Origin of the sequence: Clostridium manihotivorum (genome assembly GCF_004015185.1) — a bacterium.
Classification (GTDB): Bacteria; Bacillota; Clostridia; order Clostridiales; family Clostridiaceae; genus Clostridium_AR; species Clostridium_AR manihotivorum.
The window spans coordinates 2027722-2047268 of record NZ_CP025746.1 but is presented as its reverse complement, the minus strand read 5'-3'; the positions used below and the strand labels follow the sequence as shown (position 1 = coordinate 2047268).

11 protein-coding genes are annotated in these 19547 nt (G+C 34.1%); 2 read left to right on the top strand and 9 right to left on the bottom strand.

Going from position 1 to position 19547, the window contains the following annotated elements:
* Positions 1–360: 360 nt before the first annotated feature.
* The 5 genes from C1I91_RS09090 to C1I91_RS09070 form a co-directional block, all read right to left on the bottom strand.
* On the bottom strand, positions 361–2088 hold the full coding sequence (locus C1I91_RS09090; RefSeq protein ID WP_128212588.1) for an ABC transporter ATP-binding protein: 1728 nt from the start codon (positions 2086–2088) through the stop codon (positions 361–363).
* Positions 2089–2092: 4 nt separating this feature from the next.
* Positions 2093–2536, bottom strand: coding sequence for a MarR family winged helix-turn-helix transcriptional regulator (locus tag C1I91_RS09085; RefSeq protein ID WP_128212587.1), 444 nt, complete (start codon positions 2534–2536; stop codon positions 2093–2095).
* Between the two features lie 781 nt (positions 2537–3317).
* A complete protein-coding gene (locus tag C1I91_RS09080) occupies positions 3318–4595 on the bottom strand; it encodes an MFS transporter (protein WP_128212586.1) in 1278 nt (425 codons plus the stop codon).
* A 122-nt stretch (positions 4596–4717) separates the two neighbouring features.
* On the bottom strand, positions 4718–5713 hold the full coding sequence (locus C1I91_RS09075; protein ID WP_128212585.1) for a tocopherol cyclase family protein: 996 nt from the start codon (positions 5711–5713) through the stop codon (positions 4718–4720).
* 129 nt (positions 5714–5842) lie between these two features.
* On the bottom strand, positions 5843–7891 hold the full coding sequence (locus C1I91_RS09070; RefSeq protein ID WP_128212584.1) for a YhgE/Pip domain-containing protein: 2049 nt from the start codon (positions 7889–7891) through the stop codon (positions 5843–5845).
* 597 nt (positions 7892–8488) lie between these two features.
* Here C1I91_RS09070 and C1I91_RS09065 point away from each other — a divergent pair.
* Entirely contained in the window at positions 8489–8914 is a 426-nt protein-coding gene (locus C1I91_RS09065; RefSeq protein ID WP_128212583.1) for a flavin reductase, read from the top strand.
* 100 nt (positions 8915–9014) lie between these two features.
* Here C1I91_RS09065 and C1I91_RS09060 read toward each other — a convergent pair whose 3' ends face one another.
* A complete protein-coding gene (locus C1I91_RS09060; protein ID WP_128212582.1) occupies positions 9015–10433 on the bottom strand; it encodes a glycoside hydrolase family 1 protein in 1419 nt (472 codons plus the stop codon).
* Positions 10434–11079: 646 nt separating this feature from the next.
* Here C1I91_RS09060 and C1I91_RS09055 point away from each other — a divergent pair.
* The gene (locus tag C1I91_RS09055) at positions 11080–12687 is read left to right on the top strand and encodes a xylulokinase (protein ID WP_128212581.1); all 1608 of its coding nucleotides are present in this window, start codon (positions 11080–11082) and stop codon (positions 12685–12687) included.
* 198 nt (positions 12688–12885) lie between these two features.
* Here C1I91_RS09055 and C1I91_RS09050 read toward each other — a convergent pair whose 3' ends face one another.
* From C1I91_RS09050 to yicI, 3 genes are all read right to left on the bottom strand, one after another.
* Positions 12886–13749 (bottom strand): DMT family transporter, encoded by an 864-nt coding sequence (locus C1I91_RS09050; protein WP_128212580.1) that lies wholly within the window; start codon positions 13747–13749, stop codon positions 12886–12888.
* 394 nt (positions 13750–14143) lie between these two features.
* Positions 14144–16891, bottom strand: a complete 2748-nt coding sequence (locus tag C1I91_RS09045; protein WP_128212579.1) for a glycoside hydrolase family 3 protein — start codon at positions 16889–16891, stop codon at positions 14144–14146.
* A 295-nt stretch (positions 16892–17186) separates the two neighbouring features.
* Positions 17187–19529, bottom strand: coding sequence for an alpha-xylosidase (gene yicI, locus C1I91_RS09040; RefSeq protein WP_128212578.1), 2343 nt, complete (start codon positions 19527–19529; stop codon positions 17187–17189).
* Positions 19530–19547 lie beyond the last annotated feature (18 nt).

Genomic DNA, 19547 nt, shown 5'->3' with positions numbered 1-19547 from the left:
CATCAGCCATCTTATCTATTATTTTGTCACTAACTTCTTTTTGAACATCGCCCATCTTGTTGTTCATTTCATCTATGGCCTTATTCTGTCCTTTAGACATTTCTGAAACCATCTTACGAGCCATGTAAGCATTTTGAAGTTTATTCATTGCTTTACTTGATATCTTTGGTGCTGCTATTGTAAATGTAGTACTTAATATAGCAAATAAGAATACTACTATCAAATTCATTTTATGAGGTCTTAGGTATCTAAGAAGTCTTTTGAAAGAGCCTTTAAAGTCCTTAGCCTTTTCTACTGGTCTTCCCATACCTCCCATTGGGCCGCCTCTTCTGCCGCCTGCTGGTTTTTTGGTATTTTCACTCATGCTATCTCCTCCTCTGAAAGTTGTGAGGATACAATCTCACGGTAAACATCACAGTTTTGTAGTAATTCTTTATGAGTTCCCATTCCTACAACAGAACCTTCATCAAGAACTATAATTCTGTCTGCATCCATAACTGTACCAACTCTTTGTGCAACTATTATTACGGTTGATTCCTGAGTTTCTTGCTTTAAAGCAGCTCTAAGTTTTGCATCTGTCTTAAAGTCTAGAGCTGAGAAACTATCATCAAAAATATATATTTCTGGCTTTCTAACTAAGGCTCTAGCTATAGAAAGTCTTTGCTTTTGACCACCAGATACGTTAGTACCACCTTGTGCAATCTCGTGATCATAGCCACCTTCCATTGTTGCTATAAAGTCAGCTGCTTGTGCAACTTTAGCCGCATGTTTGATTTCTTCATCAGTAGCATTATCATTTCCAAACTTAATATTTTCAGCAATTGTACCTGAGAATAAAACTGCCTTTTGAGGTACAAAACCAATCTTATTTCTAAGAACTTCTTGTGAAATATCTTTAACGTCTACCCCGTCAACTAATACACTACCACCTTGTACATCATAGAATCTTGCTATTAAATTTATTAATGTAGACTTACCAGATCCTGTACTTCCGATGATAGCAGTAACTTCACCTGGTTTAGCTGAGAAGGAGATGTTTCTAAGAGCTGGTTCTTCAGCACCATGGTAGCTAAAGCTTACATCCTTAAACTCAACATAGCCTTTACCTTCAAAGCTTTCATTTAATACTTTTGCATCTTCTATATCTGGAACAGTATCAAGCACTTCATTAATTCTAACTGCTGCTGCTTGAGCACGAGGAACCATTATAAACATCATTGAAAGCATAATCATTGAAAACATGATTTGCATAGCGTATTGAGTAAATGCTGAAAGAGCACCTAAATCTAAAGTTCCATCAGCTATACGTAATCCACCAAACCAAAGGATTGCAAGTGATGTAAAGTTCATTATAAGCATAATAGAAGGCATCATGAAAGCCATAATTCTATTAACTTTAATGTAGTTTTGTGTAAGATCATCATTGGCATCATCGAAACGCTTCTTTTCTCTGTCTATTGTATTGAAAGCACGAATAACTCTTATTCCTGTAAGCTTTTCACGTAATACTAGATTAATTCTATCTATCTTAACCTGTACCATTTTGAAAAGCGGCATCATTCTTGTTGCAAGTATTGCTATGACTAATATAAGAACTGGCATTGAAACTGCAAGCACCCAAGTAAGTGATCCATCTTTTCTGTATGCCATAATGATACCACCAACACACATTATAGGTGCACTTATCATCATACGCATTATCATAACTGTAACTGTTTGAATCTGAGTGATATCATTTGTAGTTCTAGTTATAAGTGTTGCTGTACCTAACTTATCGAATTCATGTAAAGAAAAGCTTTCAACCTTTCTAAACACCTTATTTCTAATAATTTCTCCAAGTCCTGCTGCAGATCTAGCTGACAACAAACTCGCTAAGATTGAACAAATAACTCCTCCTAAAGCAACTAGGATCATTATACCTCCAGTGTGAAAAATCTTGCTTGTATCTCCTTGCATAACGCCATCATTGATTATATCTGACATTAAAGTTGGAAGATAAAGATCACCGATAGCTTGACAAGCTACGAAGATTATTACTCCTATTACCGAAATGGTAAATGGTTTTAAAAATTTATAAAGTCTTAACATAAAGCTATCTCTCCTTTCTAGCCATTAATATTCTTTTTAAAGTACTTAATCCCTCAACTATTTTATCCATATCCTCTTCAGTTGCTGAACTAAGCAAATCCTCAAAACTTTCTTCTGCTTTCTTGTGCAATTCTTTATGATTTTCTTCGAAGGCTTTAGTAACACTTACATAAACAGTCCTTCTATCTTCATCATTTCTTGTTCTTTCCACCAAACCATGCTTTTCTAATCTATCCACTATACCTGAAACGGTACTCTTTGACAAATGAACCTTATCGCTTAAGTCACTAATTTTCATCTGACCATATTCTTTTAATATATGCAGAACCATGCCTTGAGGCATAGTAACTTCACTATCTTCAAAATTTTTTCGCATGCTTTGCTGTATAAGCTTACTTACTTCAACAAAAAGCCTGGTCGTTTCTCTACCTGTATCACTTGAATACATTTTTCCCCTCCTATTATTCACAGGAATTAATTCGCTTTCCAATTGTTCGTATCCGATTAATTCGTGCACGAACTAATTATATCACCCTATATATTTCAGTCAAGATATCTTTTATTAGGGAATACGATTACAGAAAAATTTTTTTTATTTATTTTGTTAATTCTTGCTACCATAAGCTATTCATACGTTTTCAAGCTATTGATCAATTATAATAAAACTTACATTATAGCCTCTCCCCCTAATTATGGATGCGCTACTTATCAATAAAACTTATATTTTCTAATGGTCTCTCAAAAAACAGAGTACCTATGAAAATACTTTTTTCCACATAAGCAATACATCCTTATTTATGCTTCTCATAATTTAGTTTCGGTGAGAAAGGTAAAAAGGTTATAGCTAAAACTTTATTTTTTTAATCTATTAAAGTCTCTTACCAAAATTAATCTGTTAGTTCAAAGGAGTTTTAAAATAACCTTCCAAGTAGGACTTGTACATTATTTCACATCTGCCTTTCATCAACAAATGTGAAGAAATTCTGACAGGCGAATAAGATTTCTTCTTTACTTTTTACCCTAAATAGCCATTTTCAAATCCTTACATTTATAGGTTTGGCTACCAAAAATTTTATACCGTTCTTAACAGTAAAAAAAAATCATGTATATACGGATTATTTACCTGTATATACATGATTTATACTTATCTTAAAAATTATCTCTTTCCTATAGCTATATGAACTTCTATTGTAATAATAATCTAAGCTTCTTAATATTATAAAACTCTATTACATATGAGCTTTATAAAACTTTTTTCCTCTCATAACTATATTTATTCTCTCACTGCTGTAAAGCATGGTGGATATATATGTTAAAACAAAGAAAGGCATAATACTAATGGTTGTTCTAGCTGCTATAAAGCCTAAAACTGGTGGCAGGAACGTTGCCCCTATATAACCAGCCGCCATTTGATAACCTATGATCTTTTGTGACTGTACTTTGCCAAACCTAACTGGTGTTTCATGAAGCATGCATGGAAATATTGGTGCAAACCCAATTCCAATCATTATAAATCCTAAAAATGAGCAGGCCTTAGGTAATGGAAGTATCAATAGTAATACACCTATGAAAGAGATAATTTGACCTGCTCTTATAAGTATTTTATTTGAAAGCTTCATTGTAATAAAGCCTGTTATGAGCCTGCCTACTGTAATTCCCCCATAATATAAGGATACCCAGCTTGCTGCTGTAGCTGGAGCAAAATGTTTTGTATTAACTAAAAAACTGCTTCCCCACAAACCAATGGTAGATTCTCCAGCGCAGTAAAATAGAAAGGAGATTAATGCTAAATTTACGCCAGGAAATTTTAATACATTCTCTTTTCCTTTATAGTTACTTCTCTCCTCTAACTCAATAGATGCTGAGTTATCTTTTTCTATTTTTACATCACCACTATCTTGGGAAGTATCAATTTCTCCTACTTTATGCTGTTCATCATTGCTAGCTTTCCCCTCGCCTCCAACCTTCTTCCATAAAGGCAAGGTCACAAACAGTAGGATAACTAGAGAAAATTGTAAGAAAGCAACTGTTCTATATCCATTTCTCCAAGAACTATTATTACCTATGAAACTTGACATTATTATTGGTCCTAAGGTAGCTCCCACTCCCCAAAAACAGTGAAGCCAGATCATATGATGTGCTTTATAATGGTTTGCTACATAGTTATTAAGTCCAGCATCTACAGAACCAGCTCCAAGTCCTAGAGGAATAGCTAATAATATAAGCCAAAGGAAGGATGGTACTAAGGAAAATCCTAAAAGTGCAGAGGCAGTCATAAAACAGCTTATTAATGTAACCTTTCCTGTTCCTAATTTTTTTAGTACATAATTACTAGCTAAGCTTGATGCAATTGTACCTCCAGCTATGGACATAGATATAATCCCTGCGGCTTCTAACTTGGCACCAAGATCTAAATGCATAACTGGCCATGCTACACCTAGCAATGAATCAGGCAATCCTAAACTAATAAAAGCTAAATATATAATAATTAAAAAGAATATCGGCAATCTTTTTTCCTCCAAATTTAAAGTTATAATGTTCAATTATAATTTTATCACAAATACATACATTTATATATTTATTTTCCAATTTAGAAAAGATAAATAACCCTTTTTTAGTTTTTTGTGAACTAATTTTTAAGCATATGTACCAATTCTGTATAGTTTTTTGAAAACTCAACGCCAGCATTATTGCACCACTGCTTAAATATAATCTCTTTCTCTTTCTTATCATACAGCGTAACATTTAGCTTCCCACATAAGGTTTCTCTTGCCGTAGGTACCATATCCCCATCATAAGGCGCATATAAATTCATAAAAGAGGATTCTGCATAAAAAGCCTCTATTTTTAGGTGATATCTTTTATTTTCAGTTGATAAAATAATTTTATTTTTATCATAATTGATTGATAACTTGCTTCTATTTATTGTTGTGAATTTATAAAATCTATCCTTAGCATATAGCCCTATCAAAAATCCAGTAAAGCTTTTAAGAGGTGTTGGAAGTGGAATATGTCCAATGGAACAGCTAAGTGATCCATCTCCATTTTCAAAAGAATTTCCTTGCACCCATATATAGGAATACGGGAAAGCTTTTCCCCAGTTCTTTTCAACATATAGCTTTCCACCTGTGAAATCAATATCTCTTCCATTAATATTAAGCTTTCCTTTTATGTCTCCATCCACAGCACAAACCTGGCTATAGCACTCCATAAAATTTAAATAATTATAGAAGCCCATACTTCCTGGATTTATAGAACTATCTGGCCACTTTATTATATTTTCAAAATGCAGACTGCCACATATCTTTTCTTTATTCTCATTGATATTTAAATTTATCCCATCAAGTGAAAATGAATTATCTCCTAGCTTTACGTAGAATTCAAAGGATTTAGCCTTAAATTCATCTTCTTTAAACCTCAAATAACTAAAATCACATTCATTTCCCTTTAGCACTTGTATAAAACTGTGTGACATCTCTTCCTTTCTTGACATAAAAATCCCAGGGATAAAACAATAGGTATTCCCGTTATTAGGGTGAACAAGCTTAAAGTACCAGCCTTCAAAGAAATTTATCTTCTTATTTTTACCATGAAAAACATCAGGGTTTCTAATAATTTCGATCACTTAAACACCTCTTTTCTGTAAATAAAAGTTTTGCTCACTAATATTCTAGCGAACAAAACTTTTATAAACTGTTATGCTTTTGAAAATATTTATCTTAGTAAACTATTTTATATTACAAAGCTTATAACACTACTCTTCTTCAGCCTTAATGCTTTTCAATCCTTTAAAGGTTCTATTTACTACAAATCCTGATATTAGGAATATGAGCATAAAGGTTAGAAGGAAGAAAGAAATTTGAGTTAATCTTATACTATTAATACCACTTATTATCATCCTAAGACCTTCCACCGTATAAGTCATTGGGAAAAATGGTGAAAGAACTCTGAAGAATCCTGGTGCGGTCTCTATAGGAAAGGTTCCTCCAGAGGATGCCAGCTGAAGTATGAATAGCACAAATAATATCGGTGTACCTACCACTCCTATAGCATAAGACACTCCATACATTATGCTAAAAAACACAACAGATATAAACATATTTTCTAAATAAAATACAAACTGATTTGTAGGTTGAAGTCCTAACGCTGCTATAAGGACAGAACTTAATATAACTGCCTGTAGCATAACTAAAACCGATCCAGCTATAAAAGTACCTAAATATGTCTTTATGTATTTATTTTGAACTACCTTTGACAGCTTTGTAAGAGACAATATCAAGTTCATTAACATTGCTCCCAGCCAAAGCGATAAAGAAATAAAATATGGTGCAAGACCTTCACCATAATAATTAACAGTATTTATAGATACATCAGATAAAGTCAATGGATTAGTTACAAAGCTTGATATATCTTCTATCCCGAACTTTAAGCTATTATTCATAGTATTATAACCACTGTTTAATCCATCTCTTAGTTTTACAGTTCCATCACTAAGTGAATTAAGTCCATTAGACAAATCCTTAGTACCATTATTTAGAGTGGCAAGCCCTGAAGCTAACTCTCCTGTTTTTTTTACTGCTGTATTTAATCCGTTGCTAAGCTCCTGACTTCCACCTTTAAGTTTGTTAGCTCCGTCTATAAGCTGGTTAACGCCAGAAAGTGCATTGCTTTGAGTAGTTGAAAGAGTACTGGCTACTGTATTTGTTCCTGCAGATACCTTACTTGCCGCTGTACTCAATTGATTTAGATTGTTTGTTAAAGAGCTGGCACTACCTGCTGCAGTTCTGAGATTTTCTTCAAGTTTCTTCGTATTAATAGTATTGACCAACCCATTTAAAATTGTTTGAGCAGTACCTATACTCTGAGGATCACTAGAAGTTGCCAATATTGATGCCACCTGATTTAAAGCTCCTTTAATCTGAGCTATGCTGTCTGCAGCAGTTGTTAATCCCTGAGAAAGATTAGCTTTTGAAGTTCCAGAGGCTACTGCCGCCATACCATCTGACAGAGCCTTAGCTCCACCTACCAATTGATTGATCCCCTCTGAGTTTTGAGTTAGTCCTCCTTTAAACTTATTTAATCCACTTAGTAATGAATCTACTCCTGTTGTAAGTTGTGCTTCTCCAGTATAAGCTTTCTCTAAGCCACTTTGAAGTTGCTTTGCTCCTGTTGCAGCTTTCGCTAATCCTGTATCTAATTGATTTGAACCATTTAATAACTTTACCGTACCATCCACCAATGAACTGGCACCTTTATTTGCCTCTGACAAAGAATCCTTTACATTGTACAAGCTACCTGCCAGTGATTTTGTAGTTTGCTCCTGAATGCTAGAAGCAACTTCTGACTTAATACTTTCAGCTGCTCTTTCAGATACTTGAGCAAACACAAAGTTTTTACCCTTGTTTGCTTCATAAAGCACCGTAGGCTTAACCAAGTTACCACTAGCAGCTTCAGAGATATTTTTAGAGAAATCCTCTGGAATTAGTATTAAGGCATAATATTTAGTACCGCTTACTCCTTTTTTAGCTTCATCATAGCTAACAAATCTCCAACCAACCTTATTATTTTTTCTTAGATTATCTTCTATATCCTTTCCAACGTTATACTCTTTTCCTTCCTTAATAACCTTCTTATCTAAGTTTACAAAGGCTACCGGCACATCATAGAATCTTCCATATGGGTCCCAAAAGGCATACAGATAAATCCCAGAATATAATATAGGTACAAATATAATTGCTACAATGGATATTACTATTATTTTAAACAAAGTCTTTCTTCTATCTTTATTTACTTTTTCACTCATCTCTCACCTGCACATAGCTAAACGTACTTTATAGTCCTCTATAAAATAACTGTGCAGGCTGTCACCTACCTTTCTACTATCCTGGAATAAAAAGTCTCTGAAGTGAAGCTTTCTAAATATTATTAGGTTTAACTCATAAAAAATTTCATTCTTTCCTTAACAGTAAAAAACTTACTAAAGCCACCTTCTTTAGTGAATTTTTTTGCGCATCTGCCTTTTCGAATGTATATGAGGAAAATTTGGCAGTCGACATATTTTTACTGTTTACTCTAAATAGCTATTCTAACCTTTTCGTATTATCAGTTTTATCTATAAAAAACTTTATATCATACTTAGCAGTAAAAATAGTTTTTGCATAGTAGCATCACAATATGTGTAATAAAAACAATAGTATCTTTAATCATACTTTAAGCTACAAATTTAAGTTAATAATGCTCTTAACCATCATGTTTTCAATAAATTCTTAACTTGTTATATTGTTTTATTCTTATCTTTTTTACAATTAAACAAGTTATCTTATTTACAGATTCTTTTATTATATTAAAATATAATTATTCAAATATTTTTATAAAAACTAAGATATTAAGGAGATAAGCTATGGAACTTACCGCTTTCAACTATGGAGCCAATGCTGTTAGCTTCATAAAAAATGAAAAGAATTATGGTATGATTTGTGCCTGGGCTATGCAGGCAGACTATGACAAGATTTTAATGCTACTAGGAGCTCAAAGCATAACTGGGAAGAATATCTGCAAAGGAGATATAATAGGTTTAAGTGCATTGAATGAAGACCAGGAAGATGTGATTAAAGCTTTAGGAGAGAACCATTCAGACGATACAGATAAGTTTACAAACCTAAAGTATACAGTAGATGACTCTGCTATATTAATAGATGGAGCCACTAATTGCATGGTTGTAGAAGTAATAGATGTACTGCATCTTGAAGGAATTGAACAAGACAATCTTGTATACGGACTTGTTAAGTCAGTTGTCAGCAATAATTCTAAGAAATACACTCTATAGTAACCTATAAATAAGAATGGAACGGAATAAATCAGTTTTACGCTCCATGAAATCTTTTAAGCAAGTAAAAACACCACATTTCTGTGGTGTTTCTTTATCATTAATCTTCCAACTTTTCTCCATTTGAAGCTATGACTTTTTTATACCAGTAGAAGGAATCCTTACGATAACGATCTAAGGTCTTTAAATCAAATTCTTCTCTATCTACATAAATGAAGCCATAACGTTTTACCATACCTTCATGAGTAGATATTAAATCAATAGCAGACCAAGGGCAATACCCCATCATATCCACCCCGTCGGTTATAGCTAAACGGAGCTGCTCTATATGTTTCCTCAAGTACTCAATACGATATGGATCATGGATTGAGCCATCTTCTTCCAACTTGTCATAAGCGCCTAAACCATTTTCAGTAACTATTAATGGCAATCTATATCTTGAATATATTTCTCTCATTGTAGCCCTGAAGCCCTCTGGATCGATCTCCCAACCAAATTGAGTAGTTGGCAAGTTGGGGTTCTTAAAGCCTTTAAACAAACCTGGCTCACCCATTGATTTCTGCTGATCCTTTTTACCATTTTCACTTGTCTCCATGTTACTAGCTTGTACAGTAGCAGTATTATAATAATTGAACCCAATAAAGTCTGGTTTACCTGACGCAAGTATATCCATATCTCCTGCTTCAATCTCAGGAACAGCATCGATTTCTTCCAAGTATGACCAGGCCAAACTATTGTATTTGCCATATACCGCCATGTCTAAATATAACCAGTTACGTATAGCATTGAAATTTTGAGCAGCTAAATTATCTTCTGGTTTACAGCTAGCAGCATAGACCAATGATATATTTGGTGCTGGACCAATTTTTGCGTCTTTAATCATTTCATGACACAGTGCCATAGCCTTAGCTTGAGCAACTAACATATGATGGTTTTGCTGATAGATTTCCTTGCGTACATTGGTACATCCTTCAGGAATCATTGCAGTACCAATTACTTCTCCAGCTAATGTTAGAACATTTTGTTCATTTATAGTAAGCCAGTGCTTAACTCTGTCACCAAAGTTTTCATACATAACTTTTGCAAAGTTTACAAACCAATCAATTGATTCTCTTTTCGACCAGCCACCCCTTTTATCTAGCGCTGCTGGCATATCGAAATGAAACATTGTGACTAAAGGAATTATGTTATGTTTAAGACATTCATCTATTAAATTGTTATAGTATTCTACTCCTTTAGGATTTACCTCTCCTGTTCCTTCTGGAATTAATCTCGACCATGAAATAGAGAAACGATAAACCTTAAATCCCATTTCAGCCATTAAAGCAACATCCTCTTTATAGCGATGGTATTGATCTGCACAGACATCTAACTCAGAAGTACCTTCTGGTACTTTTTTTACGTCTTGGCAGGATGGCCCTTTGCCATCTATTAAATTAGCTCCTTCAACTTGATATGCAGATGTAGATGCACCCCAAAGAAAATCTTCAGGAAATGGTTTTAACTTTTTATGAAGCATTTTATCTACTCCTTTACAACTTAATTTTATAGTAAATAATTATATTAACTTTTTCCCCGTTAATAATTAGAGCAACCTAGGATTAACAAATAAACTTCAGCATGGTGCTTTAACACCAACACTATATTAACCCCAATGTAAACATTCTCTCTATTTATAATTATAATTTTCTAATTTAATTATTACAAACCTCACAATTACAATCTGTATTAATACAGATTGTATATAGTGAACATGACTTCTTTGATATACCTATAAGATTTTCCTATGCCTCCTAGAGAAACCACTAAAAATTTCAAGTTTACACTAAAATCATATTGATTAAATGTTTTTTTGATAGTACAATAACACTATAGGTTGTACGTACAATATTATTCTGTAGTAATTTCATTCTAATATATACAGAAAATATTTAAAGTACTAGTTTCAACAATGGACGAGACAGTCTATAATTTTGCATAGAACACAGTATTATTAGCACAACTATTGATCCTAATATTTACAAAAAAGTTTCGCCACAAGTTGTACGTACATAATCTATAACCTTTCAATCATATATTTTGTTAAGGAAGGTTTATAGCAAAACATTTAAACGTTATCAATTCAAATTATATAAATATTACAATATTTTATGGAGGAATAAAAATTGAGTATTACAGTGAATGATATCAAAAATTCAATTATCAACGGAAAAACAGTACTTGGTATTGAACTTGGTTCAACAAGAATCAAAGCAGTTCTTATTGGTGAAGACAACTCACCTATCGCTTCTGGCAGCCATGACTGGGAAAACAGTTACATTAATAATATCTGGACTTATAGCTTAGATGATATTTGGACAGGTATACAAGACAGTTATCAGAAGATGGCTAAAGATGTAGAAGCTCAATATGGAGTAACTCTTGAAACAATCGGTGCTATAGGTTTTAGTGCTATGATGCATGGATATATGGCATTTAATAAGGAAGGAGAACTTTTAGTACCTTTCCGTACATGGCGTAACACTATTACTGAACAAGCTTCTGAAGAATTGACTAAGCTTTTCAACTACCATATTCCTCAAAGATGGAGTATAGCTCATCTTTATCAAGCTATTTTAAACGGTGAAGACCATGTAAGTGATATAAACTTCCAAACAACTTTAGAAGGATATGTTCATTGGAAGCTAACAGGCGAAAAAGTTATAGGTGTTGGTGAAGCATCTGGAATGTTCCCTATAGATATAGAAACAAAGAACTATAACTCAAATATGATTGATCAATTCAATCAGTTAGTAGCATATAAAAACTTCTCATGGAAGCTTCAAGACATACTACCAAAGGTTCTACTTGCTGGTGAAAGTGCTGGAGTTCTTACAGTAGAAGGAGCAAAACTACTAGATGTTAGCGGCAGATTAAAAGCTGGTATTCCTCTTTGCCCACCAGAAGGTGATGCAGGAACAGGTATGGTTGCAACAAACAGTATTGCAAAGCGTACTGGTAATGTTTCAGCTGGAACTTCAGTTTTTGCTATGATCGTTCTTGAAAAGGATTTATCAAAGGCTTATGAAGAAATAGATTTAGTTACAACTCCTACTGGTAACCTAGTTGCTATGGTTCATTGTAACAACTGTACTTCTGATCTTAATGCATGGGTAGGACTATTTAAAGAATACTCTGAAGCAATGGGCATGGAAGTTAATATGGATAAACTATTTGCAACTTTATATAATAAAGCACTTGAAGGAGATGCAGACTGCGGCGGATTATTAGCATACAACTACTTCTCTGGAGAACATATAACTAATTTTGAAGAAGGCCGTCCACTATTTGTACGTACACCAGAAAGTAAATTTAACTTAGCTAATTTCATACGTGTACACTTATTCACATCTTTAGGCGCTCTAAAAACTGGCTTAGATTTACTTCTTAAAGAAGAAGGCGTTAAAGTTGATGAAATGCTAGGTCATGGCGGATTGTTTAAAACTAAAGGTGTTGGACAAAAGATTATGGCTGCTGCTATAGACGCTCCTGTTTCTGTTATGGAAACTGCTGGAGAAGGTGGAGCATGGGGAATAGCTCTACTTGCATCTTACATGCTTAACAAGTCAGAAAATGAAACATTAGAGCATTACTTAGACGAAAAGGTATTTGGAGGAAAAGTTAGTACAAAGATGAATCCAGATCCTAAGGATGTTAAAGGCTTTGATGAATTCATGAACCGTTATACTAACGGACTTGCTATAGAAAGAGCTGCTGTAGATAATCTTAAATAGAGACGCTGTTAAATTATTCTTTTAAAATTAATGGTTCAGTAATTCTATGCTTAATTCAGTTTATACAAATAACTAATATAGCATTTTCATAACCACTTAATTTCGAGAATAACCTTAAACATAAATAAAAATGGAGTAACCTTAAATATCCTATGGTTGCTCCATTTTTATTTATAAATTTAATATGAAGTGGTACATTTACATATCATTACTCTTTTCTATATTATAGACGCCAAATAATATGATAAGAATGCCGAACAGTTGAATCAAATTCATCCTCTCACCAAATATAAGAAGCCCCGCAATAATTGCTGTAGGCACCTCTAGATTGCCAATCACAGAAGTATTAAATGACCCAATCTTCTTTATAGAATAATAAAACAGCATAAGCGGCAAAAATGCACATAAAAATGCTAGAAGCACTATAAAAATATAAGCCTTTATTGGGAGGTTTAAATCTATTCCTTTTGAAGGCAGTCTATATATACAAAGAAAAATCAATGAGAATAGCATTGAGTAAAAAGTTAGACTCATTGCATTAATATTTTCAAGTTTCTTAGAAGAATACACATTCATAAACCCAAAGGCTGCTGCTCCTAAAACACCGTATAGTATACCTATTGGTGAATAAGAAAATGGTAGGATTCCTATAACCATGGAACACCCAATAAATATAACTATTAGTAAACTAAAGCTTTTAATAGTAAACTTCTTATGTTCAAAGAATATTGAATATAAATATATAAAAATAGGCGATGTATAAAGTAGTACTGTAGCTATTCCCACTGGAAGGTAGTAAAAGGACTTATAATAAAATACTGTCATAAAACAGTCTCCTACTATTCCTAATATAATAAGTCTAAAAAAATCCCGCTTTCCTACTTTTAATATGTTGATATTAAAGACTGCTAGTACAACAAACAATATAGCTATAATAAAAGCATATTGTAATATTATTAAATCAATAGAATCTATGTTATAAGAAAATATAAGCTTAATAAGCACTCCCGCAAGACCAAATAAAACGGCTGATAATATAGAAGTAATGTAGCCAAGCTTCATAAGTATACCCTACTTTCTAAAGAAAATTTACTAATGTCCTAGGCTTCGTTAAAAACAATAATTTTGAACATAGCCTTATTTTTAAGATTTACAAATCAATTTTAATATGAAGTGATCCATATGTATTTATGGTTGTATTATTCCAACCTTTAATAAGTTAACATAAAGTATGGCATAGTATCAAGTTAATCCTTTAATAAATTTTCTACATCTACCTTTTCTCAACCTATGTAATGGAGTTTTAGCAGGTGAAGAAGCTTTTACTACATATCATAAATATCCATTTAAAACCTTATAAGTTCTAGACTTAAATTTCAAAGAATTCATACTTTTTTACATATTAAAAACGCAGAAGCAAAAGCTCTGCGTTTTAAATATACTTGCCTATAAACTCTTATCCCAAAAACTCAAAAGTAATAGAATGAAGCTTTAATCCACTTTGACCAAAGTATAGCTTCATATAGTGGTTAACTCCAAACATATAAGTTTCTCTGCTTAGAGTTACTTTCTCTCCTCCTGTTCCATTAAAGGAATAGGTTCCTATATCGCTACCACTTCTAGATAGAGTCACAGGAATTTGTGCAATTTCGCTAGCAGTTGAGGATGCAGTTAAGGAAATCCTGTAGTTACCCATTTTAGCCAAAGTAATTCCCATTAAATAGCTACTTCCTCTATCAGTGTTTATGCCTTCCAAAGATATAGTTGTTATTTCATCAATTTTCTTATACTCCATATCAAAATCACTAGTCATACACTGATCTTCAGGCTTGTTAATTATTTCAACCTCTCTCTCTACTCCCATCATACGTTCCATAGCTGGCGTACGCATTAAAAAGCTGCAAATATTAGAAGCAGATCTAACCAGTTCTCCACGAGTTAAGGTTCCTTCTTTTAAGGAAGCTAATAAATTATCACCATACGTAACTGCATCTTGAGTAACCATATATACATCATTTTGAGAGCGTACCATTGCTGCTAGATTTTCTCTTGAAGGTTTTTCTCCTTCATCATTTGCCATGGCCCACCAGTCAGTCATAACAAATCCGTCATATTTCCATTCATTACGTAGTATTTCAGTATTTTGATCGTAATTACCTGCTGTCCATACTCCATTCACTCCACCATAGGTAGTCATAATTGAATATGCCCCACTGTTTTTTACTGCCATTTCATAGCCCTTTAAGTATATTTCACGGAGTGCACGCTCTGATACTATGCAATCAATTTCAGTACGCTTAAACTCTTGGTTGTTTGCGCAGAAATGTTTAATAGTTCCTGTAACCCCAACACGATGCATACCCTTCAGTTGAGCTACTGCCATCTCACCAGTCAAAAATGGATCCTCAGAAAAATATTCAAAGTTACGCCCATTTAGAGGATGTCTATGAATATTAATTCCAGGTCCAAGCAAGGTATCTACACGATTGTTACGCATTTCTAAGCCTTCCAGCTCAAATAAAGCCTCATTAAGCTCTGTATTAAAAGTGCAAGCCAGTAAGGTTCCATTTGGCAAGCTAAAAGCATTAGTTCCTGAGTCTAAACGCATACCAGAAGGCCCATCAGTGCAGCAACCAGTTGGAATACCAAACTCTAAAAGTCTCTCAGTAATACCTCCAAAGGCAGCAGCAGTTCCAGGTGTTACCTTAGGACTACACATTCCCTCAGCTTTTATCATATAACTAAGCTCTTCATCTGATAACTGTGCTAAAAATTCATCTATAGAAACTGTACCAGTATTTACATCCTTAAGCTTATAGCCTCTATCGCCAGTATATTCTTTGCAGCTTGGAACACTAGCTTTACGGCGACTTTCTACATCAATAGTTCTAGTTGGCACTTTATCCATAGTAATTGTAAAAGTACCTTTTTCATTTCTTTGTGGCTTTATTCTATCAAACTCATTAACAGGAGCCATAGCTTCTGAAAGTTTGCTGACTTCAATTATCTCATCTAAATTAAAACCTCCAACTAAGGTTGCTGAGCGTACATCTGAACCAGCAAATAATTCGTAGTAACCAGCCTCCAAAACATAACAAGATTTGTGCCCAGTCACGCCGCTATCATCATAGGAAGCCATTATAGATTTTTCCACTGATATTTCTAAAACTTCACTTTCTCCCGGTTTTAGAATCTTTGATTTTTTAAAACCAACTAAATTTTTGATTGCCTTTCCAAGTAATCCTTGTGGTGGATTTACATAAACCTGAACCACTTCCTTGCCTGAAACCTCTCCAATATTAGTAACTGTAACCTTCAAATTAACCTTTTCTTCAGCTTCATAAAATTCAGTTTCCATAGAAAAACTTGTGTAGGAAAGACCAAAACCAAAAGGATATTGTACTTTTTCCTTTGCAAAGGTTTCAAAATAACGATATCCAACATAAATATCTTCTTTATAAATATTAATAACATCACCACCAAAGTTTGAATCTGATGGATAATCACTTAAATTATATGCTATGGTATCTGATAGCTTACCGGAAGGAGAAACTGCTCCAGTTAGTACATCTGCAACACCCATACCGCCTTCCATACCGCCATGCCATGCATATAAAACTGAGGATGGGTTATACTCCTCCACCCACTTCATATCAATTATATTACCTACATTTAAAACAACAGCAACTCTTTTAAAGCTTGCACATACCTTAGATATCATATCCTTCTCTAAGTCACTTAAATAATAGCTTCCTGGCTCACTCTTATTATCTTTATCCTCACCAGCAGTTCTTCCAATAACGATAATAGCAATATCTGACTTATCTGCTGCAGCAGAAACTATGCTGTCACTTAGAGGCATTTCAACCTGTGACCAAGGTTCTCCAGCCCAGCCGCTTCCCTTATCAATTGGGTTTTCCTTACACCAAGCCTTGTAGATATTCACTAATTCTTCATTTATGCGTATATCTTTGCAAGCCTTAAGACCATCTAAAATTCCATGTACATAGTTCACATTGACCAAGCCACCAGAGCCTGTTCCACTTTTATAATAATCAAATTGAATACGGCCAAATACAGCTACGTTTTCACCTTTTAAAATAGGCAAAGCTTTGTTGTCGTTCTTTAACAAAACACAACCTTCTGCTACTGCAGTTCTAGCAATTTCCACGTATTTTTCCCAATCTAATTTATATTCCTTCATTAATTTACCCTCCCAACCATATATTGTGGAGCTATTTTATATATAGATGTATCACTTCATATTGAAATATATCTTCAAATTGTCCTCTCAGAACCCAGCGGAGCTTTGAAAATAGTTTTCAGCTTGAAGTTATACATCTGTAGATGTACCACTCCTTAATAAAATTATATCTTTAAATTCTCCTCTGAGAACCTAGAATAACTTTTAAAGATAAGTTTCTGATTTAAACGATACGTTTTTAATTAGTTCCTTTATCGAAACCCTATAGCTCCACAACTCTCTACTTCTATAATCTTTATAAATTAATTTCTACACTGGTGCTTCCAGCTACTGCTTCTACAGTTCTATCTGCTCCTGCAACAACTACCTTGAAGTTCTTATTAACTGCATTGTAAGTAACATTGATTACATTACCACTTCTTGTTGCAGTTATATCAGTAAGCTTATTTGCCTCACTGTCATATATTGAAGCAGTGGCTGACTTACCATCTTCTAGTCCATATATAGTCACTTCTGCATCCTGAAGATAATCATAGACAACATTATTATTTGTAAATTCACCATAGGTTACAATTGAATTTGGTCTTGCAAGGATAGGCATTTGATAATAATCGCACTTTCTTTGATAGTATCTACCGCCTTCATAAGTATCCTTTGTAACTATGTCATACCAAGTTCCTTCTGGTACATAGAATTCAGCTAGTCCCTCTTCGTTCATTACTGGAACTATCAAAAGGTTATCCCCTAACATATATTGCTGATCGAGATACTTACATGCTGTATCCTTTGAAAAAGCTATAATCATTGAACGCATCATCGGAACTCCAACTTCATGGGTCTTAATTGCCTGAGCCCAAAGATATGGCATCATTTTTCCTTTTAACTTAGTATAGAAACGTAGCACGTCACAAGCTTCCTCATCAAAAGTCCATGGCACTCTATAAGAAGAAGATCCATGAAGACGACTGTGAGTTGACATCAATCCAAAAGCGCACCATCTCTTGTATACATCTGCTGGTGCTGTTGCTTCAAAGCCTCCGATATCATGACTGAAGAAGCCAAATCCTGAAGAGCAAAGTGAAAGACCTCCACGAACAGTTTCAGCCATTGCTGAGTATTCTGCATAACAGTCTCCTCCCCAATGTACTGGGAACTTTTGTCCACCTACTGTTGCACTTCTAGCAAACAAGCAAGCCTTGTCCTTTCCGTAGTATTCCTCCAATGCCTCAAATACGCATTTATTATAAAGGTAAGTATAGTAATTGTGCATCTTTATTGGATCCATACCATTGTGGTATACGCACTTTGTTGGAATTCTTTCGCCAAAGTCAGTCTTTATATTGTTAACTCCCATCTTGAACAGTTCCTTCAAAAGATCCTTATACCACTGACAAGCTTCCGGATTCGTAAAGTCCACAATGGCCATTCCTGGCTGCCAAAAATCAGTTTGGAATACACTTCCGTCAGAATTTTTTATAAAGTATCCCTTTTCCTTACCTATATCAAATAACTTTGATCTTTGCCCTACATAGGAATTTATCCATACACAGATTTCTAGACCCTTGTCATGAAGTCTCTTAAGCATACCTTGAGGATCTGGGAACTGTCTATTGTCCCATTCAAAGTTACACCATTCATATTCCTTCATCCAGAAACAGTCGAAATGGAATACTTGTAATGGAATATCTCTTTCAGCCATTCCATCAATAAATGAATTAACTGTTTCTTCATCATATTTAGTTGTAAAGGAAGTTGATAACCATAAACCAAAGGAATATGCTGGTGGAAGTGCTGGCTTACCGGTTAAGGTTGTATAATGCTTTATAACCTCTTCCAAGTTTTCTCCTCCAATTACAAAGTACTCTAGTTCCTCACCAGGTACTGCAAAGGATACCTTGGATACTGTATCTGACATAACTTCAAAGGACACCTTATCTGTGCTGTTTACAAGTACTCCATAGCTTTTTGAGGAAATATAGAATGGTATATTTTTATAGCTTTGATCTGAACAAGTACCACCATCATTATTCCAGGTCTCAACGTTTTGTCCATTCTTAACAAATGGAGTGAATTTTTCTCCAAATCCATAGATACATTCACCAATATCTGTTTTCAGTTGTTCTCTTATATATGCTGTATTTGGATCCTGTGGGTAGTTGAAGAATTGGTCATCCTCCTGTGCTGCCATTCTTGCGTTAGCAGCAAATTGACTTTCTTTTATATAGGAAGTTGCACGCCATGCGCCCCCTGTAAGGTGTCTATCTTTATAATAAAACTGAACATTCCACTCAGTTCCTTTTTTAATTACTACTCTTGTATCACCAGAAATTAACTCAACATAATCTTCACCTTCATTAATAGTAGGAGTATATCCTGTATCTTCATTCAATTCGAAGTAAGGCACATTATCAAGTCCACCTTTAAAATGAGTAATATTTATTTTTATAATATTCTCAGAGGTTGATGAATACGTTATCTCTAAGTTCGGACCACTTAATGTCATTCCACGATTCTGTATAACATATGGTGTCGCCAAAACCTTTATTGAGTTTTTTGTTGTTTCAATTTCATAAGGTTGCGAAGCATAGTTTACTTCATATCCTCTTTTACTTAACCAAAAGCCGTCTGCTACCTTCATTTTTAACCCCTTTCTATT

Bases quoted from the DNA above. Each gene is read 5' to 3' on its own strand.
- C1I91_RS09045 (WP_128212579.1), bottom strand. From the start codon at position 16,891: ATGAAGGAATATAAATTAGATTGGGAAAAATACGTGGAAATTGCTAGA.
- C1I91_RS09065 (WP_128212583.1), top strand. From the start codon at position 8,489: ATGGAACTTACCGCTTTCAACTATGGAGCCAATGCTGTTAGCTTCATA.
- C1I91_RS09090 (WP_128212588.1), bottom strand. From the start codon at position 2,088: ATGTTAAGACTTTATAAATTTTTAAAACCATTTACCATTTCGGTAATA.
- C1I91_RS09050 (WP_128212580.1), bottom strand. From the start codon at position 13,749: ATGAAGCTTGGCTACATTACTTCTATATTATCAGCCGTTTTATTTGGT.
- C1I91_RS09085 (WP_128212587.1), bottom strand. From the start codon at position 2,536: ATGTATTCAAGTGATACAGGTAGAGAAACGACCAGGCTTTTTGTTGAA.
- C1I91_RS09070 (WP_128212584.1), bottom strand. From the start codon at position 7,891: ATGAGTGAAAAAGTAAATAAAGATAGAAGAAAGACTTTGTTTAAAATA.
- C1I91_RS09060 (WP_128212582.1), bottom strand. From the start codon at position 10,433: ATGCTTCATAAAAAGTTAAAACCATTTCCTGAAGATTTTCTTTGGGGT.
- yicI (WP_128212578.1), bottom strand. From the start codon at position 19,529: ATGAAGGTAGCAGACGGCTTTTGGTTAAGTAAAAGAGGATATGAAGTA.